This is a genomic window from Streptomyces sp. NPDC059718 (genome assembly GCF_042733315.1).
In the GTDB taxonomy this organism is placed as follows: Bacteria; Actinomycetota; Actinomycetes; order Streptomycetales; family Streptomycetaceae; genus Actinacidiphila.
This window is the reverse complement of the sequence record NZ_JBHWGA010000027.1, coordinates 119,512-141,466: the sequence shown is the minus strand read 5'-3', so window position 1 is coordinate 141,466 and position 21,955 is coordinate 119,512. Positions and strand designations below refer to the sequence as shown.

The 21,955-nt window shown below is 74.2% G+C and carries 14 protein-coding genes and 1 pseudogene; 9 read left to right on the top strand and 6 right to left on the bottom strand.

Annotation, left to right across the window (positions count from 1 at the left end):
• Window positions 1-132 precede the first annotated feature (132 nt).
• Window positions 133-576 carry a VOC family protein gene (locus ACFV3E_RS28255; protein ID WP_500537214.1) on the bottom strand — a complete coding sequence of 148 codons (444 nt, stop codon included), beginning with the start codon at window positions 574-576 and terminating at the stop codon, window positions 133-135.
• A gap of 205 nt (window positions 577-781) precedes the next feature.
• Between ACFV3E_RS28255 and ACFV3E_RS28250 the strand changes: the two are divergent.
• From ACFV3E_RS28250 to ACFV3E_RS28230, 5 genes and pseudogenes are all read left to right on the top strand, one after another.
• A pseudogene (locus ACFV3E_RS28250) lies at window positions 782-1,069 on the top strand (MFS transporter); the annotation flags it as partial.
• Between the two features lie 97 nt (window positions 1,070-1,166).
• On the top strand, window positions 1,167-1,937 hold the full coding sequence (locus tag ACFV3E_RS28245; RefSeq protein ID WP_500537213.1) for a GNAT family N-acetyltransferase: 771 nt from the start codon (window positions 1,167-1,169) through the stop codon (window positions 1,935-1,937).
• Between the two features lie 163 nt (window positions 1,938-2,100).
• Complete coding sequence (locus ACFV3E_RS28240; RefSeq protein ID WP_500537212.1) at window positions 2,101-5,577, top strand: phosphodiester glycosidase family protein; 3,477 nt, start codon at window positions 2,101-2,103, stop codon at window positions 5,575-5,577.
• A 169-nt stretch (window positions 5,578-5,746) separates the two neighbouring features.
• On the top strand, window positions 5,747-8,047 hold the full coding sequence (locus ACFV3E_RS28235; RefSeq protein ID WP_500537211.1) for a SpoIIE family protein phosphatase: 2,301 nt from the start codon (window positions 5,747-5,749) through the stop codon (window positions 8,045-8,047).
• 446 nt (window positions 8,048-8,493) lie between these two features.
• Complete coding sequence (locus ACFV3E_RS28230) at window positions 8,494-8,799, top strand: hypothetical protein (protein ID WP_500537210.1); 306 nt, start codon at window positions 8,494-8,496, stop codon at window positions 8,797-8,799.
• A 128-nt stretch (window positions 8,800-8,927) separates the two neighbouring features.
• Here ACFV3E_RS28230 and wrbA read toward each other — a convergent pair whose 3' ends face one another.
• The gene (gene wrbA / locus ACFV3E_RS28225; protein WP_499516111.1) at window positions 8,928-9,539 is read right to left on the bottom strand and encodes an NADPH-dependent FMN reductase family protein; all 612 of its coding nucleotides are present in this window, start codon (window positions 9,537-9,539) and stop codon (window positions 8,928-8,930) included.
• 148 nt (window positions 9,540-9,687) lie between these two features.
• Entirely contained in the window at window positions 9,688-10,506 is an 819-nt protein-coding gene (locus tag ACFV3E_RS28220) for a LysR family transcriptional regulator (RefSeq protein ID WP_500537209.1), read from the bottom strand.
• Window positions 10,507-10,650: 144 nt separating this feature from the next.
• On the opposite strand from ACFV3E_RS28220, the gene ACFV3E_RS28215 reads away from it, so the two are divergent.
• The 4 genes from ACFV3E_RS28215 (at window position 10,651) to ACFV3E_RS28200 (ending at window position 17,864) form a co-directional block, all read left to right on the top strand.
• A complete protein-coding gene (locus ACFV3E_RS28215) occupies window positions 10,651-11,160 on the top strand; it encodes a nuclear transport factor 2 family protein (RefSeq protein ID WP_500537208.1) in 510 nt (169 codons plus the stop codon).
• Complete coding sequence (locus ACFV3E_RS28210) at window positions 11,160-12,083, top strand: NADP-dependent oxidoreductase (protein WP_500537207.1); 924 nt, start codon at window positions 11,160-11,162, stop codon at window positions 12,081-12,083. Before ACFV3E_RS28215 ends, ACFV3E_RS28210 begins: the two co-directional genes overlap by 1 nt.
• Window positions 12,084-12,158: 75 nt before the next feature.
• Complete coding sequence (locus tag ACFV3E_RS28205; protein ID WP_500537206.1) at window positions 12,159-13,169, top strand: helix-turn-helix transcriptional regulator; 1,011 nt, start codon at window positions 12,159-12,161, stop codon at window positions 13,167-13,169.
• A 150-nt stretch (window positions 13,170-13,319) separates the two neighbouring features.
• Window positions 13,320-17,864 (top strand): S8 family serine peptidase, encoded by a 4,545-nt coding sequence (locus tag ACFV3E_RS28200; protein ID WP_500537205.1) that lies wholly within the window; start codon window positions 13,320-13,322, stop codon window positions 17,862-17,864.
• Between the two features lie 361 nt (window positions 17,865-18,225).
• Here the strand turns inward: ACFV3E_RS28200 and ACFV3E_RS28195 are convergent, their stop codons facing one another.
• The 3 genes from ACFV3E_RS28195 to ACFV3E_RS28185 form a co-directional block, all read right to left on the bottom strand.
• Window positions 18,226-19,248, bottom strand: a complete 1,023-nt coding sequence (locus tag ACFV3E_RS28195) for a cytochrome d ubiquinol oxidase subunit II (protein WP_500537204.1) — start codon at window positions 19,246-19,248, stop codon at window positions 18,226-18,228.
• The gene (locus ACFV3E_RS28190) at window positions 19,248-20,681 is read right to left on the bottom strand and encodes a cytochrome ubiquinol oxidase subunit I (RefSeq protein WP_500537203.1); all 1,434 of its coding nucleotides are present in this window, start codon (window positions 20,679-20,681) and stop codon (window positions 19,248-19,250) included. Before ACFV3E_RS28190 ends, ACFV3E_RS28195 begins: the two co-directional genes overlap by 1 nt.
• A 218-nt stretch (window positions 20,682-20,899) precedes the next feature.
• Window positions 20,900-21,928 (bottom strand): LacI family DNA-binding transcriptional regulator, encoded by a 1,029-nt coding sequence (locus ACFV3E_RS28185; protein WP_500537202.1) that lies wholly within the window; start codon window positions 21,926-21,928, stop codon window positions 20,900-20,902.
• Window positions 21,929-21,955: the final 27 nt, after the last annotated feature.

Genomic DNA, 21,955 nt, shown 5'->3' with positions numbered 1-21,955 from the left:
CCGGGCTCCTCAGCCGAGGTGCCGGTAGCGGCCCCGGAAGTACATCAGCGGCGCGGCCTCGGGGGGCGGGGGGGGGGCGGGGGGGCGGGGGCCCCCCCCAGGACGGGAGGTCGTCGAGGAGGGAGGACGGGGTCAGCGCCCCGGCAGGCGCTCGGTGACCTCCTGGAGTGCCCAGCCGTTGCCGTCCGGGTCCGTGAAGGTCGCGAAGGAGCCGTAGCTGGCGCGCGCCGGGTGCGGGCCCGCGACCCGGCCGGTCTCGCCGGCGTGGTGGAAGACGCCGCCCGCGTCGTGGAACACCTCGCTGATGTCGACGCCACGTGCCGCCAGTTCGGCGCGGGCCGCCACGATGTCCTCGACGATCAGGTGGAGGCCCTGCACGGTGCCCGGGGCGGCCGTGGTGACGCCGTCGCCGAAGAGGATCGAGGCCCCGGATCCCTCCGGGGTGAAGTGGACGACGCGGAAGCCGTCGTCGCCGACGTAATCGACGTCCAGCCGGAAGCCCAGCGCCGCGTAGAAGTCCTTGGCCCGGTCCACATCGGACACGGGCAGCACCACAACCTCGAGCTTCAGGTCCATCGGGTTCTCCCAGTTCTGAAATCGTCACCGCTTTGACTGGTGACGAGCATGGCCCAGCACTTCGTAACCTGTCAAGGCGGTGACGTCACCATGTCCGCCACGGACACCGGCCCGGCACCCTCAGGATATACTTGACCCGTCAAGCACTTGGCAATCTGCCCGTGACGCGTCCGCGCCCTCGTCGACATCCGTGAGGAAGACCGAGATGACCACACCGGCTGTGACAACCCCGCGGCAGGAACCCCCGGCGGAGCGCGACGCCCGGCGGTGGTGGGCCCTGGGCGTGATCGCGCCGGCGCAGCTCATGGTCGTCCTCGACGCCACGATCGTGAGCATCGCCCTGCCGTCGGCCCAGCGCGACCTCGGGCTCACCGACGGCAGCCGGCAGTGGGTCGTGACCGCCTGCACGCTCGCCTTCGGCGGACTGCTGCTCCTCGGCGGACGCATCGGGGACCTCGTGGGCCGCAAGCGCGCCCTCGTCGCCGCCCTCCTCGTGAACGTCCCCTCACCGCGCCGCCGCGGGGGCGTGCTCGCGTCCAAGGCTCGGGCGGCGGCGTAGCCGTACGGGCGGGCCGGGTATCCTCCGCGGCGTGACCGAGACGATCAGCAATGCCGCGGTGGACGCCCTGCACGGGGCCATGGAGCGGCTGACGGACCTCCTGCCCGGCGCCTTCACGCGGCGCGGCCCGAAGGGCGGGCGGCTGGTGTGCACCGGCCTGCCGGTCGCCCTCCTCAACACGGTGTCCACGGGTCACGAACGGGATCTGCGGGAGACGGAGGCCCTCGCCGAGGAGCTGTCGGCGACGGGCCTGCCCTGGAGCATCCAGGTCCGCGGCGAGGCCGATCCGGAACTGACGGCGCTGGCGGCGCGGTTCGGCCGTACGGCCGGCACCAGGCTCCCCCTGCTGGCGTGGGACGCCGCGTCGCTCGCCGATCTGCCCGCCGCGCCGCCCGGGGGCGGCACGGTGCGCACGCTCACCGGTGCGGAGGCCGGGCGGTACTCCGCCGCGCTCGCGGCGGGGTTCGGCATGCCCGGGGAGGTCGCGGACGCGTTCGCCCTCCCGGCGCTGCTCGACGCCCCCGGCATGACCGCGTTCACCCTCGACGTGGACGGCGAGGCCGTCGCGACCGGGTTCAACGTCCTGGTCGGCGACCACGTGGGGATGTTCAACGGTTCGGTACCGCCGCGGCACCGGGGCAACGGCCACTACCGCACGCTGGTGACGGCCCGGCTCCGCGACGCCGTCGCGTCGGGGGCCCGCCACGCGTTCACGCAGAACTCCCCCATGTCCCGCCCCCTGTACGAGTCCCTGGGCTTCCGGCTCGTGGAGACCTGGACGTACCTCACCCCCGCGGGCTGACCCCCAGGCCGGCACCCAAGGGCGTCGCCGCTGCTCACAGGACCGGTGGTGACGGATGTTCACCTTGCACATTCCGGATGACCACCCGTTTATCGGCGCTGCGACACCGACGGCACATCAACTGAACGGCGACCACCACCCCAACAGGGAAAGAAGTCAGCAAGTGCCGTTCCCCCTCCAGCCCGCCGTCCCGAGCCCGCGTTCCGCGGCACGACGTGGTGCCGCCGTGCTCGCCCTGGCCACCGCGCTCAGCATCGGCGCCGGGATGATGACGACCGCCCAGGCGTTCGCGCCCGAACAGCTCGTGTCGGCGCCCGCGGGCGCGACGAAGCCGGGCAGCTCCGGCCACGGACTCATCCCGAGCACCCCCGGCGAGTCGATCGTCACCCGTGAGACCCGCACGCCGATCGCGCCCGGGCTGAACCTGACCCGCTTCGACCGTTTCGAGGCCGACGGCTGGGTCCGGGGGCAGGTGCTCGTCGCGGACCTCGCCGAGGACCGGCTCAGCGTGGACCACATATCCTCCGGCACGGTCACCGGGAAGTCCCGGGTGACCGAGCAGGCCCGGCGCACCGGCGCCGTCGCCGCCGTCAACGGCGACTACTTCGACATGAACGACACCGAGGCCCCGGTCGGCGCGGCGGTGTCGCGCGAGGGCGGCCTGGTCAACTCGCCCACCGAGGGCCGCAACCAGACCGTCGCCATCGGCACGGACGGTCTCGGCCGGCTCGCCCAGGTGTTCCTGGAGGGCGACGTCACGGTCGGCGGGACGGAGCACCTGAAACTGTCCGGGGTCAACTCCCCCGTCCTGGCGACCGGCGGGATCGGGCTCTTCACCGACCAGTGGGGGGTCTCCCCGCGCACCAAGCCGGTCAGCGGTGCGGACCGGGTCACCGAGGTCCGGCTGCGCGACGGCAAGGTCACCGAGGTGCACACGTCCGTCAGCAGCGGCCCGATCCCCGCGGGCACCAGCGTGCTGCTCGGCCGGGAGGCGGGCGCCGACGCGCTCGCCGGGCTCGCGCCGGGCGACGCCGTCACCGTCGCCTACAAGCCGCGCGCCGACTTCGGCGACGTGGCGGTCGCGGTGGGCGGCGGCCAGGTCCTCGTCGCGGACGGCACGGTCAAGCACTACACGGACGGCGACACCGTCACCGCCACCTCCCGCACCAGCGTCGGCTTCTCCGCCGACGGCCGCACCATGTACCTGGTCGCCGTCGACGGCAAGCAGACCGACAGCCGCGGCATGGACCTCAACGAACTCGGCGCCTTCATGAAGGGCCTCGGCGCCCGGAACGCCCTGAACATGGACGGCGGCGGTTCCACCACCATGGCCGCCCGGCTGCCGGGCGAGAGCACGACGGGCCTGGTCAACAGCCCGTCGGACGGTTCGGAGCGGCAGGTCGCCAACGGCCTCGGCCTGTTCGCCGCGCCCGGCTCGGGCGCGGTCCGCGGCTTCCGCGTGCAGCCCGCGCTCACCGCGGACGGCTCGGAGAAGGTCTTCCCCGGTCTGCACCGCACCGTGCGGGCGCTCGCCCACGACGAGACGTACGCGCCGGTGCCGGCCGGACGGGTGCGGTGGCGGAGCGACGGCAGGGTGACCGTCCGCTCCGGGCACGAAGGATCCGCCGTCGTCACCGGCAAGCGCTCGGGCACCGCCCGGGTGGAGGCCTCCTCCGGTCACCGCGCCACGGGTTCGGCGGAGCTGACCGTGCTCGCCCCCGCGGTGCGGATCGCCCCGGGCAGCAGCCTGGTGGCCCTCGACGGCCTGGACGACACCGCCCGGCTGACCGTCACCGGCTACGACGCGCTCGGCGACTCCGCCCCGATCGACGCGTCCGACGTCGAGGTCACCGGCGGCGACGGGGTCGTCTCGGTGCTGCCCGCGGACGACGCGACCTTCACCGTGCGCGGTCTGACCGACGGCGCGTCCACCACCTTGCACCTGACGGTCGGGAAGCTGACCACCGACGTCGCCGTCACCGTGGGCCTGGCCGAGAAGTCGTTCGCGGACCTGTCGGACGCGGCCTCCTGGACCTCCGCGAACGACCGGGCCCCCGGCGGCTCCGTCACCCCGGCCGAGGGCCACGACGGCGCCCCCGGCCTGAAGCTGACCTACGACTTCACCCGGTCGACGGCCACCCGCGGCCAGTACGCCGTGCCGCCGCAGCAGATCCAGCTGCCCGGCCAGCCGCAGGCCGTCACCATGTGGATCAACGGCGACGGCAACGGCGAGTGGCCGCGCCTGCAGTACCGCACGGCCGCCGGTGTGACCGCCAACCTGGACGGCCCCACCATCACCTGGACCGGCTGGCGCAAGGTCGAGTTCCCCGTGCCCGTGGGCACGCCCTACCCGCTGACGTTCCAGCGCGTCCGGCTGCTGGAGACCAGCGCCGCCCGCTCCTACACCGGCGAGGTCACCGTCAGCGACCTGCGGGTCAAGGTCGCCCCCGACGTGGAGCTGCCGGTGCGGCCGAAGGTCGAGGACCCGGTGGTCGTGACCAACGGCACCGTCGACGGCCGTCCGCTGCGCGTGGCCGTCATGTCCGACGCCCAGTTCGTCGCCCGTGACCCCGGCAGCCCGCTGGTCGCCGCGGCCCGCCGGACCCTGGAGGAGATCGCCGCGGCCAAGCCCGATCTGCTGGTCATCAACGGCGACCTCGTCGACGAGGGCTCCCCGGCCGACTTCGCGCTCGCCCGCACGCTGCTCGACGAGTTCGACGCCCGCACCAAGGGCACCGTCCCGTGGCACTACGTGCCGGGCAACCACGAGGTGATGGGCCCCGGGAACACCTCCAACTTCAAGGCCGCCTTCGGTGACACGACGTCGGTCTTCGACGTCGAGGGCACCCGCTTCATCACCCTGGACTCCTCCAGCGGCACCCTGCGCGGCGGCGGCTTCGCCCAGCTCCAGATGCTGCACGACCAGCTCCGCGACGCGGCCGCCGACCGTTCCGTCAGCGGTGTCGTGGTGTTCGAGCACCACCCGACCGCGGACCCGCTGCCGGACAAGGCCAGCCAGCTCGGCGACCGCAAGGAGGCCGCCCTGGTCGAGCAGTGGCTCGCCGGCTTCCGGGCCGAGGGCCACAAGTCCGCCGCGTTCGTCGCCGGCCACGTCGGCGCCTTCTCCGCGACGCGGATCGACGGCGTCCCCTACCTGGTGAACGGCAACTCCGGCAAGAATCCCGCGAGCACGCCCGACAACGGCGGCTTCACCGGCTGGACGATGCTGGGCATCGACCCGCGCCACGGCCGGGTCACCGACCCCTTCGACGTCCCCTCCGGTGACTCCGGGACCTGGCTGCGCGCCGAGGTGCACGCCCGCACCGACGCGGTGGACATGGTCGCCCCGGCGACGCTCACCGTCGGCGGCGTGGGCCACGCCTCGGCGACGGTCACCCAGGACGGTACCCGTACCGTCCCGGTGGCCTGGCCGGTCGGCGCCGCATGGTCCGGCAGCCGCGTCGACGTGGCGGGCGCCGACGGAGACGGGCACGGGCACGGGCACCACGACGGGGCGCCCGTCATCGCCTACGACCCGGCCACCTCGACGGTCAGGGGGCTGCGCAGCGGCACCGCGGTGCTCCGCGTGACCGTCAACGGCGTGACGACCGAGCGGACGATCACGGTACGCCGCGGCTGAGCGCCGGCACCCGGCCCTTCCGGGCGCGTCCCGTACCGGGGAGCGCCGCCCGGAAGGGCCGTGCCGTGTCCGGCGGCGGTACGGGCTGAGCCGATCGGCGGAGCTGTCGCGTGGGCGGGCCTGCCGCCGGGACGGGGCGGGCAGGGATGGAGCCGGAGGTGCGTGGTCCATGCCCAGCGGTGACGTGCTGCTCCTCGTCGACGAGGACGGCCGGGTGGTCGGGTGGGGACGTCCGGCCGAGGAGCTGTTCGGGTGCGCCGCGGAGGAGGCCGTCGGCCGGTCCCTGGGCGCGCTCCTGCACGGGATCGCCGCGGGCGCCGGGCGTCCGCGCGCCGGATTCCCCGGCGGCGTCGCGGTGCGGGTCGAGCCGGTGCTGCGCGGCACCTCGGTGCTGTGGCGGGTGCGCGCGGCGGTGGACACGGCCCTGTCGGAGCAGGACGTGGCGATCCTGAAGGCCGTCTTCACCGACTCCCCCATGGAACTGCTCGTCCTCGACCGGCAGTTGCGCGTGATCCGGATGAGCGCCGGCGTCACCGCGGCAGGTGGCGCGCGGGCGGGGAGCCCGCTGGGCCGGCAGTTCACCGAGGTGTACGACCTCGACGGCCCCGAGGTGGAGGCCGGCGTGGCGCGGCAGGTCCTGGAGAGCGGGGAACCGGTCCTGAACCGGCTCGTCCACGGCCCCGGGTCGCCGGACCGCCGCGGGTACCGCATCCGCTCCGTCTGCTACTTCCGCCTGGAGGACTCCCGGGGCGACGCGCTCGGGCTGGTGGCGTCCGCGGTCGACGTCACCGACCGGGAGAGGGCGCGGGGCCGCCTGGACCTCCTGGAACAGGTCCGCGCACGGGTCGGGCACGTGCCCAACGTGGGGCTCGTCTCCCGGGAACTGGTGGACGCGGTCGTGCCCGCCTTCGCCGACACGGCCGTCGTCGAGATGGTCGACGAGGTGGTCCGCGGGGAGGAACCCCCGAAGGTGCCGGTGCACCAGGACGTTCCCCTGCGGCGGGCCGCGTTCCGGGGCCGCCTGTCGGCGTACCCGGTCGGCGAGGTGCGTCCCCTGCCGCCCGGGACCCCGTTCACGGACGTCCTGTCCGACGCCAGGGCGCGCCTGGTGCCGATCGACGAGCACGCCGCATGGCTGGCCACCGACCCGGCACGGACGGACGCCATCCTGGGAGCCGGCGCGCACTCCCTGATCGTGGCCCCGCTGACGCTGCGCGGCCAGGCCCTGGGCGTGGTCAGCTTCTACCGCGAACAGGACCGGGAGCCCTTCGACGAGGACGACCTGGCAGTGGCCTCCGCCGTGTGCGCGCACGCCGCCCTCTGCATCGAGAACGCCCGGCAGTACATGCGCGAGTGGATCATCGCCTCGACCCTCCAGCGCCGGTTGCTCCCCGGGCAGCCCGCCGGACGGCCCACCGTGGAGGTCTCCCGGCTGCACCAGCCCGGTGCGGAGGGCGGCGGGGCCTGGTCCGACGCGATCCCGCTGCCCGGCGCGCGGACCGCGCTGGTCGTCGGGGACGTGGCCGGGCCGGGGATCGTCGCGGCCATCACGATGGGGCTGGTCCGGACGGCCCTCCACACCCTCGCCGCCCTGGACCTGCCCCCGGACGAGCTGCTGGCCCGGCTGAGCGAGACCGCCGCCCGTCTCGCCGCCGCGTCCGCCGCGCTGCCGCAACTGGACTTCGAACCGATCGACATCGGCTGCGCCATCGCCGTGTGCGACCCGGTGGAACTCACCTGCACCGTCGCCCGGGCAGGCCTGCCGGAGCCGGTCGTCGTCCGCCCGGACGGCACCTCGGCCACCCTGGCCGTCCCCGCGGGTCCCCTGCTCAGCGGCCAGGACAACGCCCCTTTCCCCGCGACCACCGTCGGCCTCCCCGCGGGGAGCACCCTGGCGATGGCGACGACCTCGTTCGCGGAGCGGGTCCTGGCGCCGTCCGCGCCGCTGCGGCCGCTGCTGGACGGCGCGGGCGCCCGGCCCCTGCCGGAGGTGCGCGACGCCATCGGGTCCGCGTTCACCGGCACGGACGCGGGCGAAGAATCGGTGCTGCTGCTCGCCCGTACGCGGGCGCTGCCCGCGGACCGGGTGCTGACCTGCGCGCTGCCGCCCGGCGCCGAGGCCGCACCGATCGCCCGCGCGGCGGCCCGGCGGCAGCTGGCGGCCTGGGGCGTGGCGGAGGAGACGGCGTTCACCACCGAGCTCATCGTCAGCGAGTTCGTCGGCAACGCGGTGCGTTACGGCACTCCGCCCCTGCGACTGCGCCTGGTCCTCGAGCAGATGCTGACCTGCGAGGTCAGCGACACCGGCCCCGGCGCCCCGCACGTGAAGCACGCGCGCACCGTCGACGAGAACGGCCGGGGGCTGTTCATCATCGCGGGCCTCGCCGACCAGTGGGGCGTCCGCTACCGGGCCCGGGGCAAGACGGTGTGGGCCCAGCAGCCGGTCGGGACGCCCACGGACGGCCGCTGAGTCCGGCGGACCCCCGTCACCCCTGCCCGGGCCGCTCCCCCCGAGGGCGAGGGCTCCATGGAACGGGTTCCGGCGCTGCCCTGTTCGGTCGCGGTCCAGCCGGCCGGCAGCCGGAGGGCCTCGTGGGAGGGGGAACCCGGCTGCGTGGCCCGAAGCGGCTCGTGGTGGTCGGGGGCGGCACCCACATGGACTTCTACGACGTGCCGGAGTACGTCGACCGCGCGGTCGCCGAGGCCGTTCCCTTCTTCCGGGAGCACCTGTCCGGCCCCGGCACGCGGCCCGGGGCCGAGGCCCCTCCGGCGGGCGGCGGGCTATTCCCTGGATGGGGGGAGGACTTTGTCCCCTTTTCACCGGGCTCCCGCCGTGTCACCGTGAAGTCTCGTCGCCCACCGGCGACGCGACGCATGCCGATGAACGTCAGCAGCCGAGGAGCAGGGAAACCCGCCATGTCCAGCACCGGAGACCGTCACGGGACGCCCGCCGACGTCCGCGGGGACGGCGGCTGCGCGGGTCAGGACCGGTGGTTCGTGGGCTTCCGCTTCCGTACGCCCCGGGGCTCCGTCGGCCGGCAGTTCTTCGTCGTCGGCGAGGCGGACGACGCCGAGGACGCGGTGGCGATCGCCCTGGCGCGGGTCTCGCTCCCCCGCTCCCGTGCTGCGCGTGAGGACGACGCGGAGATCGACGGTGTCGAGGTGCGCCGCCTGCGGTGGGATCCGCTGGGATGGGTGTACCTCAGCAACCCCTGCGCCTGACGCGGCACGGGTACGGGGCACGGGTACGGGTCGGCGGCGCCTCCGGCACGACAGGAGGAGGCGCCGCCGAGTGGAGGGACGGCGCACCCGTGAACGTCCGTCTCAGCGGGTGCGCCGTCGGCTCGGGGTCAGCCCGCGAGGCCGCGGTTCAGGGCGGCGGTGAGCTTGATGACGCGCTCGGTCTGGATGCGGGCGGCGGTGCGGGTGGTGTCGTTGACGGGGTTGTTGCCCTGGGCGTCCACGTGGGAGGTGCCGTAGGGGTTGCCGTCGACGAACTTGGCGGGGTCGGTGTAACCGGGGGTCACGACGATGCCGCCGAAGTGGTGGATGGAGTTGTAGAGGGCGAGGAGGGTCGACTCCTGGCCGCCGTGGGAGGTGGCGGTGGAGACGAAGCCGCTGTAGACCTTGTCGGCCAGCTTGCCCTGCGCCCACAGGCCACCGAGGGTGTCGATGAACTGCTTGAGCTGCGAGGACATGTTGCCGAAGCGGGTGGGGGTGCCGAAGATCACGGCGTCGGCCCACTCGACGTCGGCGGGGGTGGCCACGGGGACGTCGGCGGTGGCGGCGTGGTTGGCGGCCCAGGCGGGGTTGGAGTCGATCGCCGCCTGCGGGGCGAGCTCCGCGGCCTTGAGCAGGCGGACCTCGGCGCCGGCCTTCTCCGCGGTCTCGGCCATCTCCTTCGCGATCTCGGTGATGGTGCCGGTGGAGGAGTAGTAGACGATCGCGAGCTTGATCGACAAGGTGGTTCCTTTCAGGGAGGACCTTCCCCGCGATTCGGGGTTGCGCGGTCCAGGGACACCGCGGCCCGTGGGGGCGGGCCGCGCTTCACTGGTTGAAGAATAAACAACATTGGGGCACCCCTGTCCACCGGACCCCGTGCGACGAATGTCACGCCGGCCGGTCCCCCGCCCCGCGACCGCCCGCCATGCTCCGCGCGGTACGGGCGAAGGCGGCGACCTCCGGGCGCCCGGTCTGCCGGGGCCAGGCCAGCGCCAGCGTCGTCGCGGGCAGGTCCGCCACCGCGACCGCGACCACGTCCCGGGTCAGCCGGTCCGCGGCGGCCGAGCCGACGACGGTGACCAGCCGGCCGAGCGCCACCCGGTCGACGATCTCGTCGAGACCCACCCGCGGGCACTCCTCCCGGAAGGCGGGATCCTCGCGCAGCTCGGCGGTGGTCACCTCACGGCGGGCGGCGAGCCGGTGCCCGCGCGGCAGCAGCGCGACGGGCAGTTCCTCCGCCACGTCGGCCGTCCCGAGGCCGGTCAGGTCGTCGCTGCCGACGCACAGCAGCGCCACGTCGGCCGTACCGTCGCGCAGGGCGCCGACCCGGTCGTAGGTGAAGACGAGCTCCGGGGCGACGCCCTCGTACGACCTGACCAGCTCCGCCAGCAGGCCCGAACCCGTACCGGGCCGTACCGCCAGGGTGAGCGGGGCCGGTGCGGCCGCCCGCAGGGCGCGCTCCACGGCCCCTTCCAGCTCCCCCAGCAGCCGCCGGCACTCGTCCAGGAAGACCTCGCCCGCGGGGGTGAGCGCGACGCGGCGGCTGGTCCGCTCCAGCAGCCGGACCCCCATGCGGCGCTCCAGGCGTGCGATCGCCCGCGACAGCGGCGGCTGCGCGATGCCCAGACGCTCCGCCGCACGGCTGAAGTGCAGCTCCTCGGCCACGGCCACGAAGTACTCCAGCTCACGCGTCTCCAGGCGATCCATACCTCCAGAGTATCGCCGCATGTCAGAAGTGTCATAGCTCCCCCGCGCGGCCCCTGGTCCACTGGGGCGGAGCACACACCGGACGGCTCGGGGGGCCGCTGCGGTGCCCGAGTCGCAGGAAGAGAAGAAAGGGAGCCATCGCACATGAGCAGCGAGGAGCGCGCGGAGCGCGATGTCCGGGAGATCCGGGAGGTCCTGGCCCGCTACGTCCGCGCGACGGACCGACGGGACGGCAAGGGCCAGGGGGCCCTGTTCACCGATGACGCCGTCGTGCAGATCTACGCCAGGACCGGTACCGCCGGCCACGAACCCGTCGGCGAGCCCCTCATCGGCGGGGCGGCCGTGGCATACGCGGTCGAGCACTACATGGCCCCGCACCCCGAGGGCGGTGCCGGCCACCACATGACGGCCGACCACCTCGTCGAGGTCGACGGCGACCGCGCCCACATGAACGCCCAGTTCGTCGTCTTCCGGACGCGCGCCGCCGCGCGACCCGCCGGCGGGTGGCCCGCGGGCGCCCTCGGGCCCCAGGGCACGGTGGAGCCGGTCGAGTCCGGCTACTACGACACCGACCTGCGCCGGGTGGACGGCGTGTGGAAGATCGTCCACCACCGCGTCCTGATGGACATGCCGATCGCCCTCCCGGGGGCGTGATGCGGGCCGTGGTCTACCGCCGCTACGGCGGCCCCGAGGTGCTGGAGCCCGCCGAACTCCCCACGCCCAGGACCCATGTCGACTCGGTGCTGGTCCGGGTGCGCGCGGCGGCGTTCAACCCCGCCGACCTGGCACTCCAGGCGGGAGCGCTCGACTCCGCCGTCGACACGTACTTCCCCGTCGTCCCGGGCTGGGACATCGCGGGCGTGGTGGAGCACGCCGGGCCCGCCGCCCCGGAGTTCGCCCCGGGCGACGAGGTCATCGGGTACATCCGCGGCGACGTGCAGCGCGCGCACGGCGGACTGGCCGAACTGGTCGCCGCCGACGTGCGCACCCTGGTGCACAAGCCCGCCGGGATGGGCTTCGCCGAGGCCGCCGGACTGCCCCTGGCGGGACTGACCGCCCATCAGGCGGTGGTGCGCGCGCTGGACGTCCGGCCGGGCGAGACCCTGCTCGTGCACGGCGCGGGCGGCGGCGTCGGCTCCCTCGCCGTCCAGATCGCGCGGGCCCGCGGCGCCCGGGTCATCGGCACCGCCTCCCCCGCCGACCAGGACCACCTGCGCTCGCTCGGCGCGGAACCGGTCGCCTACGGACGGGGGGCCGCCGCGCGGGTACGGGAACTGGTACCGCGCGGAGCCGACGCGGTGCTCGACACCGCCGGTGGCGGCACCCTCGCCGCGACGGCGGACGCCGCCCGCACGGGCGCCCGGGTGGCCTCCGTCGCGGAGACCGGGCTGCCGGGGGTCGTACCGGTCTTCTGCCGCCTCGACCGGGCGGACCTCGCCGTGCTGGTCGTACTCGCCGAGGCCGGGAGGCTGTCCGTGCGGGTCGCCGCCACCTACCCGCTGGAACGCGCGGCCGACGCCCAGCGCCTGCTGGCCGCGGGCGGCTCCCGGGGCAAGGTGGTCGTCGACGTCACCTGACCCACGGCTTTGAAGTTGCCGCCCGTTCTTGGTTCGATCTCGTCGGCGACGTGGACGGCAGGAATGGATGCTCTCGTGGAGAATGACGCACCGCTCGCGTGGGTCGGGGTGGACACGGTGGCCGAGCGGGCCTACCGCCTCCTGCTGTCCCGCGACAGCGCGACCGTGGACGACGTGGTCGCCGCCCTCGGCGTGACGGCGGACGAGGGGCTGGTGGTGCTCGAACAGCTCCACCACGCGGGGCTGATGAGCCGCCGCTCCTCGGGCGAGTTCTTCACGGTGGACCCCCGGCACGCGCTGCGCGCGCTCGTCGAGTCGCGCGAGCGCCAGCTGGCCGCGGTGCGCGAGGCGGCCGGCCCGCTCGGGGTGCTCTTCGACGCGGCCAGGAGGGCCAGGGACGGCGGTCCCGGCACCGGCGTGATCAGCGGCCTGGAGGCCGTCGGGGACCGCTACTACCGGCTCAAGCAGACCGCGCGGACCGAACTGTGCGCGCTGGACCGCCCGCCGTTCCTGCTCGCCCCGAACGAGCCGCTCGACGAGGCGGCGGTCCGGCGGGGCGTGCGGGTGCGGGCGGTCTACGCCGCCGCCAGCTTCGAGGCCGACGGCGGATGGCAGGAGCTGGGCAGCCTCGTGTCGCGCGGGGAGGAGGCCAGGGTCGTGCCCGCGCTGCCGATCAAGCTGGCGATGGCCGACCGGTCGGCCGCGATGGTGTCGCTGAGCCTGTCGGTCGGGAGCGCCGAGTACCTCTACACCGAATCCCCGCCGCTGCTGGAGGCCTTGGGCGAATTCTTCGAGAAGTACTGGGCCTCCGCCTCCCCGTTGACCGGCGAGCCGGGATCCGGCACCCTGCCGGCGGCGGTCCCGGGGGATCCGGCGGACGCAGCGGACGGGTCCCGCAGGCCGACCGACGAGGAACGGAACCTGCTCGCGCTCTTCGCGGCCGGTGTCAAGGACGAGGCGATCGCCCGCCAGCTGGGCATCTCGCCGCGGACGCTGCGCCGCAGGATCCAGGACCTGTTCGCCGAGCTCGGCGCCACCAACCGGTTCGGCGCGGGCGTCGCCGCGGCCCGCCGCAACTGGATCTGACCGCAAGGCGGTGGCCCCTTCTGGCCACTGGCCGGTTTCGGCAGCGCAGGACGTTGGTCACCAAAGGATCACCCGGCTAGAACTTGTGTGCGCCCGAACGGCGTGTCACTCGGCCGGGCTGTCCGGCCACCCCCTGATGAAGGAGCTTTGGTGGCACCACCTGCCCATCCTCCTGCGCGCCGGTCGGCGATACCGCGGTCCCTCGCGGCCCTCGTCGCCGGCGTCAGCCTGACGGTCCTCACCGCGGCCGCACCGGCACCGGCCGTCGCGGCCCCGGTCCCCACGCCGCCCGCCGTCCCGGCGCCGTTCGCCGCGCACGACCCGGGGAACGGCGAACCGCCGTCCGCCGGGCGGTACATCGTCACCCTGCGCGAGCCGGCCGCGGCGACGTACACCGGCGGCGTGGCCGGCAAGGCCCGCACGGCCCCCCGCGAGGGCGAGGGTCTGAAGGCGGGCTCCGCCCCCGTCCGCGCCTACCGCACCTACCTGCGCGAGCGTCAGGACGACGCGGCCAAGACGGTCGGCGCCCGCGTGATCTCCTCGTACTCCGCCGCGCTCAACGGCTTCACGGCCGAGCTCCAGCCGCGGCAGGTCGAGGAGTTGCGCGCCGACCCCACGGTGGTGTCGGTGGTCAAGGACGACCTGCGCAAGCCGCTGGCCGCCGTCAACTCGACGGACTACCTGGGCCTCAGCGGAGAGAGCGGGGTGTGGGCCGGCAACGGCGGCGTCGCAAGCGCCGGCAAGGGCGTGGTCGTCGGCGTCGTCGACACCGGCATCGCCCCGGAGAACCCCTCGTTCGCCGGTGCGCCGCTCGGTACCGCGCCCGGTCAGGAGCCGTACCTGGACGGCTCCGCCGTCACCTACCGCAAGGCGGACGGCGGGACCTTCACCGGCGCCTGCACCGCGGGCGTCCAGTTCACCGCCGCGGACTGCTCCACCAAGCTGGTGTCCGCGCGCTACTTCGTCGACAACTTCGGCGCCACCCACATCGGCGGCCCCTCGGTCGGCGAGTACCTGTCACCGCGGGACGGCGAGGCGCACGGATCGCACACCGCCAGCACGGCCGCGGGCGCGGGCGGCGTCGCCGCCGATCTCGGCGGCGTGCCGATGGGCCCGATCTCCGGTGTCGCGCCGGCCGCCAAGGTGGCGGCCTACAAGGCCTGCTGGAGCGGCCCGGACGCGAAGGACACCACGGACGACGGCTGCGCCACCGGTGACCTGCTGGCCGCGATCGACGCGGCCGTCGCCGACAACGTCGACGTGATCAACTACTCCATCGGCTCGGCCGGCGGCGCCCTCACCACCGACTCGGTCGTGGACGAGGCGTTCCGCAACGCCGCCGCGAGCGGCATCTTCGTCGCCACCGCCGGCGGCAACTCCGGCCCCGGCGACAGCACCGTCGACAACGCCTCGCCGTGGATCACCACCGCGGCGGCGAGCACCATGCCGACCCGTGAGGCCACGGTGGAGCTCGGCGACGGCCAGAACGTGCTCGGCGCGTCCGTCTCGCTCCCGGCGGACGGCCGCAAGGTGACCGGCCCGCTGGTCGCCGCCTCGGGCGCCGGGACCGCGATCTCCGTCCGGCCGCAGCTGTGCGGTCCCGACAGCCTGGACGGTGCCAAGGTCAAGGGCGCGATCGTGCTGTGCGAGCGCGGCACGTACGACCGGGCGGCCAAGTCGGCCGAGGTGAAGCGCGCGGGCGGCATCGGGATGGTCCTGGTGAACCCCTCGCCGGACTCGACCGACCTCGACACCCATGCCGTCCCGACGATCGCCGTCGACGCGGACGGCTACGACGCGCTGGTCTCCTACGCCGCCACCGACAAGCCCACGGCGACCCTGGTGGACGGCAACCCGCACCGGCTGGCGTCGGCGGCCGTCCCGCAGATCGCCGGGTTCTCCTCGCGCGGCCCGGTCCAGGCCGACGGCGGCGACCTGATCAAGCCCGACCTCGCGGCACCGGGTGTGGCCGTCCTCGCCGACGGCGCCAACGCCGCCGGCGGGCGGCCGAGCTTCACCTTCATGTCGGGCACCTCGATGGCGTCCCCGCACGTGGCCGGTCTCGGCGCGCTCTACCTCGGCCTGCACCCGCAGGCGACCCCGGCCGAGATCAAGTCCGCGCTGATGACCACCACCCGGCCCACCGTGACGGGCGCGGGGGAAGCGTCGGAGGACGTCTTCGCCCAGGGCAACGGACAGGTGGACGCGACCCGTTACCTGCACCCCGGGCTGCTGTACCTGAACGGTCCCGACGACTGGGAGCGGTACGCCGCCGCCGTCAAGGGCGACCGTACGGCGCCCGCGCCGTCCGACCTCAACCTGGCGTCGATCGGCGTCGGTTCGCTCGCCGGCCGGCAGACCGTGACCCGCACCGTGACATCGACGGGCCCCGGCACCTTCACCGCCGACCCCGTGCGGATCCCGGGCGTGGACACCGTCGTCGAGCCGCGGTCCCTGACCTTCACCGGGGCCGGACAGTCCAAGACGTTCAAGGTGACGTTCACCCGGACCACCGCGCCGCTGGGCGAGTACGCCACGGGGTACCTGACCTGGCGCGCCGGTGAGCAGAGCGTACGCAGCGCGGTCGCCGTACGACCGGTGACCCTGGTGGCGCCCACGGCGGTCGCCGCTTCGGGCGGCAGCGGCCGGACCACCGTGAGCCTCAAGGGCGGCGAGGACCGCGATGTGCCGCTGGACCTCACTGGGCTCTCCCGCGGCCTGCGGGTCCAGGACTCGGGAACGGTCGGCGGACCCGCGCGGACCCACGTCGTGGAGGTGCCGGCCGGGACGGAGCACGCCCGCTTCGCCCTCGACGCCGCCGACGACTCGGCCGACCTGGACCTGTCGGTGTACCGGCTCAACGAGTACGGCGACACGTCGCTGGTCGACCGGGCGGCCACCGAGTCCGCCGACGAGCAGCTCGACCTGGAGGACCCCGAGCCCGGTCTGTACGAGGTCGAGGTGGACTTCTTCGCCGGGTCCGGACCGCTCGACTTCACGGTGACCAGCTTCGCCCTGGGCGACAAGGGCGCCGAGGGCTCGTTCACCGCGCAGCCCGCCACGGCGGCCCTGCACGCGGGCGGCACCACCCCGGTCACCCTGTCCTGGAAGGGCCTGCGGGCCGGAGCGGTGTACCTCGGCCGTGTCACGTACGGCGACACCGGACGGACCACGTACGTGACCGTCACCGGTGACCCGCGTACCGGCCCGCCCGGCGGTTCCCCCGGCGCCCGGCCCACGGTCGCCGTCAAGCCCGCCTACGCCGTGCCGGGGCAGTCCGCCATCGTCGTGGCGAAGGACCTGACCCCGGCCGTCGACTTCCAGATCCGGGTGAAGGGCAGCGGCCGCGTCCTGGCGACCGGACGCACCACCGACGACGGCGGCGTGGGCCGTCTCGTCACCCTCCCGGCCGACATCGCCACCGGGAAGCAGACCCTGGAGGTCAGGTACGGCGGCCGGAGCGCGGGCGGCTCCTTCACCGTCGCCAAGCTGGTCCTGGGCGACGCCGAGCACTCCGACGCCCACGCCTTCGACGGCAACCCGCTGGCCGCGATGACCACGGCCGTCAAGGGCAAGGGCACGGTGCGCATCACCGTCCGCGGCGCCTCCGGCACCTACCTGGACCGGACGCTCGCCGTCGACGCGGGCGAACTGCCCTGGTACGCCTGGACGTCCGATCCGGTCGAGACCAGGCCGGGGAAGCTCACCGCCACCCTCGCCGTGGTCGCCGGCCACGGCCGCACCGGGCAGACCAAGTCGGTGACCTGGACGCCCACGGCCGTCAAGGCGAGCACCGCGTCCATCACCGAGGACCGCACCACGGCGCACACCGCGCAGGTGAGCTACACCAACAATTCGGAGGTGCCGGTCTTCCCGACGCTGCGCTACAAGCTGACCAACGGCGACCTGGTCCTCGCCACGCTGCAGACCGATCCCGAGGACACCTTCACCCGCTCCTACGACACGACCGGGGTGGACCGCCTCGACCTCGTGCTCGACGGGACGACCGTGGCCACCTACCGCAACCGGGACCGTGCCGGGCGCACCGGCCGGCCCGCGATGGTGGAGCCGTTCTACGCGACCTTCCAGCGCGGCACCCCGGCGAAGCACCACGGCGGCCCCGCGCCGCTGAGGATGACGGTGACCAACCGTCCCGCGGCGTACAGCGGGGGATTCGCCCTGACGGTCGGCGAGGGCCCGGAGATCTACGCGGGCAGCTCGCTCCTCCTCGACGAGCGCATCCCCACCACGCGCAGCCCGCAGGAGGGGGCGCCGATCTCCCGGACCGTCACGGTGCCCGCCGGGCGGCCGCTGTGGGCCACCGCGTACTACGAGATCAACGGCCCGATCTTCCAGGCGCTGGCGGTGCGGCGGATCCTCGTACCGCCGGTGGACGCGGACGACCTCGAACCGGTGCGCGGCTCCGGGTCCCGGTCGCCGTTCGTGGTCGACACCATGCCCCGGGAGGCGGCTGCCGGTTCCACGGCGTCGGTCACCGCGGCGGGCCTGTCGCCGCGTGAGCGGTTCACCGTGCGGCTCGACGGCCGGGTCGTCGGCTCCGGCCGCGCGACGGCCGCGGGCTTCGCCCACGCGTTCGTCACGGTGCCGCACGGCCACGGACGGACGCTGACGGTACGGGTGACCGGGACCGGGGCGGGTCGTTCGGGCGAGACCGTGCTCGGCGTCTCCGGCTGACCGGTGGGCCCGGCCGGCGTGCCCTCCCCAGGGGTACGCCGGCCGGGCCGCGGTCATCACAGGGTGCGTTCCCGCCGACCGGACCGCCGGACGTGCCCATGACCGTGGACACCGCAACGCGGGGCACACGGTCCCGGCGGGGGGAGCCGGCACTCCGGCCCCCGGGCGCCCCGCCGGCTGCGGCACACCCGGGACGCCAACGCCCCATGACCGCGGCTACGGTGACGGCGGGCGGGTCCGGCCCGGGGCTCGCCGCTCGGCGGCGGCATGACGAGCGGGAGCGCGGCCCGCGGGAGCCCGGACGCGCCGGTGAATGCCTCCCCCTCTCCCCCGGTTCACGGGCGCCCTGGCTTACGTGCTCTCAGGGGCGCGGTTCGGCCGGTTCCCCTTCCGGCGGCCGCAGAGCGCCCCGGTTGGCGAGCCGGAAGAGGAGCGCGATGGAGGGGAAGATGAGGAGTCCGGCCACGACGGCGACGCCGATCGTCACCGCCAGCGTGGCCTGCGGGGCCGCGGCCTCGCCGATCTCCAGATGGGTGCCGAGGAGGTAGGGGTACTGGGCGACGCCCCACCCGAGCACGACCAGGGCGACCGCGGCAGCGGCGAGCCCGCGCAGGAACCTCGTCCGCTCACGCCACACCATGACCACGGTCGCGACCCCGCAGAGCGCCGCCAGCAGCACCAGCGGCAGGGCGCCGTGGCTGAGGCGGCGGAACAGGTGCGGCGAGTCCTGCCCCAGAACGAAGACGCCGGCGATGCTGACGGCTCCGGTCAGTACGGCGGCGAGCAGGGCCCTGCCGCGGAAGTGCCGCTGCAGGGTGTGGTCGCGCTGCTGACGGGCCGCCACGTACAGGTAGGTGGCGGCGAGGTAGGCGCAGACGAGGACGGCCAGCACGCCGCCGAGCACCGAGGTGGGGTTGAGCCAGCTCGTGACGGCGTTCCCGTTGCCCGCCGAGGGCACGCGCCCGGAGGCGATGCCCCCGGCGATCGACCCGAAGCAGTACGGGGTCAGGACGGACGACGCGGCGAACGCGACCCCGTACACCCGCTGCTCGGGGGTGCGCAGCGAGGCCTTGCGGAAGGCGAAGCCGGCGCCGCGCAGCACGATGCCCAGGACGGCGATGCCCAGCGGGACGTAGAGGGTCGTGGTGATGGCGGTGAACGCGACCGGGAACCCCGACCAGAGGAAGACCAGGCAGTAGACGAGCCAGGTGTGGTTGGCCTCCCACACCGGGCCGACGGAGGTGTCGATCAGGTGCCTGGGGCGCCGGCCCCGCTCGGCCCCGCCCGCCGTCAGGTCCCAGAAACCGGCGCCGAAGTCCGCGCCGCCGAAGAGGCAGTAGGCGATGACGCCGAGGAAGAGGAAGGCCGCGACGGCTTCCGGCATCACTCCTCCGTCCCGGCTCGCGTGCCGACGGGTTCCGGGCCGGTGCGCGGACCGTAGGGGACGTCCACGCTGTCGTCGTCCCCGGCCTGCCAGCGCCGTTTCATCGACAGCAGCACCGTCACCGCGCCGGCGCCCACGGCCGCGTAGATGACGACGACCGACCCGAAGAACGGCCACAGGTTGCCCTGGGTGGTGACCGCGTCGCGGGTGAGGAGGTGGCCGACGACGGTCCAGGGCTGGCGGCCCAGCTCCGTGACCATCCATCCGGTCTCCAGGCAGGCCACGGCGGCGAGCCCGCTGACCGCGCAGCAGCGCAGGAACCACCGCTGCCGTTCCAGGGAGCGCCGCCGCCACCACCACAGCCAGAGGAACCACACGACGAGCGCCAGCAGGGCGAAGGACAGCCCGACCATCACGTCGAAGGCGAGGTGGACGGTGCTCACGATCCGGTCCGAGGGGCGTACGTCCGCGGGGATCGCGTCGAGCCCCTTGATCTCGGTGGACGGGCGGAATCCGGCCAGCAGGGAGGCCGTGTCCGGCACGGGGAGCCCGTACCTGACCTCGCCGTCGACCAGTACCCCGCCGAGCGTCTCCGGGACGTGCGTGCCGGTCCGCGGCAGCAGCTCGACCGCGGCGAACTTGGCGGGCTCGGACTGGTACACGTACCGGGCGATGGTGTCGCCCACCACGACCTGCAGGGGCAGCGCGACGGCGGCGGTGACGAAGCCGATGAGGAACCCGGTGCGGTGGTAGCGGGACGTACGGCCCCGCAGCATGCCCACGGCGTAGACGCTCGCCACCGCGAACCCGGCGACGATGTACGCGGCGAGCAGCATGTGGAGGAACTCCCACCCGAAGGCCCCGTTGAAGAAGACCTCCGCCGGCCGGACGGCCACGATCTTCCCGTCGCGCATCGTGAAGCCGCCGGGCTGGTTCATCCAGCTGTTGGCCGCGATGACGGCGGCCGCGCCCCCGATGCTGGAGAGCGCCACCGGTACGCCCGTCCAGAAGTGCGCCCACGGCGACAGCCGGTCCCAGCCGTAGATGTAGAGGGACACGAAGATCGCCTCGAGGAAGAAGAACAGCCCCTCGATGGCGAACGGGAACCCGAAGGCCGGGCCGTACCCGCGCATCAGGCCCGGCCAGAGGATGCCGAGCTCGAAGGAGAGGACGGTGCCCGTGATCGCCCCCACGGCGAAGAGCACCGCGGCCACCTTCGACCAGCGCCGTGCCAGCAGCATGGCGTCGGCGTCCCCGCGGCGCAGGCCGCGGTGGTTCGCGATGAGCATCAGCGTGGTGAGGGCGACACCGAACGGCACCAGGATGATGTGGAAGCCCAGGGTGAAGGCCATCTGCTGACGGGCCGGCAGCAACTGCGCCGGATCACCCGCCGACCCGAGTCCCTGCGCCAGCGCCTGCCAGGCCCCCGTCATCGCCCGCACCGCCGGTCAGCGGGCGGTTTCCGGTCTGGACCACCCGTGCACGCCACCGCCATCACATCGACCACGACCCTTTCGTGACAGGACGCTCACCATAGGTCACGACGATCGGTATGGGCGGGAATGCGCACTGCGGGCGGGGGCCGATGACCCGTTCGGTGGTCGCGGTCCGTCCGGTCCCCGGCGCGGCGCCCGGCGGTCAGGGTCAGCGGTCAGCGGGTCCGGGCGGGCGGGGGCAGCTCACCCGAACCACGGGGGACGAGCCGGGTCTCGACCAGGAGGGTACGGGCCCGAGTGCGGTCGCCCTTGAGGCGTTCGAGGGCGGTGGATCCCGCCAACTCGCCCATGGTGACCGGATTCTGGGCCACGACGGTGAGGGCGGGTTCGAGGATGGCGGCCATGGGGACGTCGTCGAAGGCGACCACCGCGACGTCCTTGCGCCCGCCGCGGGAGAGCTCGGTCATGACCCCGATCGTCATGACGTTGTTGCCCGACAGCAGCGCGGTGGGCGGGTCGGGCAGGGCGAGCAGCCGGGCCGTCGCCTCGGCGGCGCCGGCCGGGTCGTGCGCGTCGGCGACGAGGGCGCGGTCGTGGGGCAGTCCCGCCTCGGCGAGCGCGGCGCGGTAGCCGGCGAGCCGCTCGCGGCGGGTGTACAGCCGGGCCGGGAGGTCGCCTATGAACCCGATCCTGCGGTGTCCGCCGGCGATCAGATGGGCGACGCCCTCCTGTGTGCCGGCCCGGTTGGAGCTGACCACGGTGTCGGCGGTCAGGCCGTTGCCGGGCCGGTCGAGGAAGACCACCGGCAATCCGGCGGCCCGGTGGGACTTGAGGTGGGTGTGGTCGGCGCCCACCGCGGGCGCGACCATGAGCACGCTGACCCGGCGGGCCAGGAAGGTGCCGATCAGCGCGTGCTCCCGCTCCGGGTCGTCGTCCGACGAGCCCATCAGCAGCGTCAGTCCGTGCCCGTGCACGGCGTCCTCGATGCCGCCGGCGACGGCGCCGAAGAACGGGTTGCCCAGGTCCGGCACCACCAGACCCACGGTGGTGTCGGGGCCGCCCACCCGCATGCTCCTGGCCATGAGGTTGGGCTGGAAGCCGAGCTTCGCCACGGCTTCCAGCACCCGCCTCCTGGTCTCCGCGGAGCTGGGACCGTCCTCGTTCAGCACCCGGGAGACCGTCTTGGCACTGACACCCACCTCGCGGGCCACGTCGGCGAGGGTCGGTCTGCGGGTCGCTGTCATGGACCACCTTTTCTCCGGATGTCGGCC

What these genes read in the sequence shown, in the direction of transcription:
- ACFV3E_RS28255 (WP_500537214.1), bottom strand. Translation starts at nt 576, where the DNA reads ATGGACCTGAAGCTCGAGGTTGTGGTGCTGCCCGTGTCCGATGTGGAC.
- ACFV3E_RS28235 (WP_500537211.1), top strand. Translation starts at nt 5,747, where the DNA reads ATGCCCAGCGGTGACGTGCTGCTCCTCGTCGACGAGGACGGCCGGGTG.
- ACFV3E_RS28230 (WP_500537210.1), top strand. Translation starts at nt 8,494, where the DNA reads ATGTCCAGCACCGGAGACCGTCACGGGACGCCCGCCGACGTCCGCGGG.
- ACFV3E_RS28220 (WP_500537209.1), bottom strand. Translation starts at nt 10,506, where the DNA reads ATGGATCGCCTGGAGACGCGTGAGCTGGAGTACTTCGTGGCCGTGGCC.
- ACFV3E_RS28215 (WP_500537208.1), top strand. Translation starts at nt 10,651, where the DNA reads ATGAGCAGCGAGGAGCGCGCGGAGCGCGATGTCCGGGAGATCCGGGAG.
- ACFV3E_RS28210 (WP_500537207.1), top strand. Translation starts at nt 11,160, where the DNA reads ATGCGGGCCGTGGTCTACCGCCGCTACGGCGGCCCCGAGGTGCTGGAG.
- ACFV3E_RS28195 (WP_500537204.1), bottom strand. Translation starts at nt 19,248, where the DNA reads ATGCCGGAAGCCGTCGCGGCCTTCCTCTTCCTCGGCGTCATCGCCTAC.
- ACFV3E_RS28190 (WP_500537203.1), bottom strand. Translation starts at nt 20,681, where the DNA reads ATGACGGGGGCCTGGCAGGCGCTGGCGCAGGGACTCGGGTCGGCGGGT.
- ACFV3E_RS28185 (WP_500537202.1), bottom strand. Translation starts at nt 21,928, where the DNA reads ATGACAGCGACCCGCAGACCGACCCTCGCCGACGTGGCCCGCGAGGTG.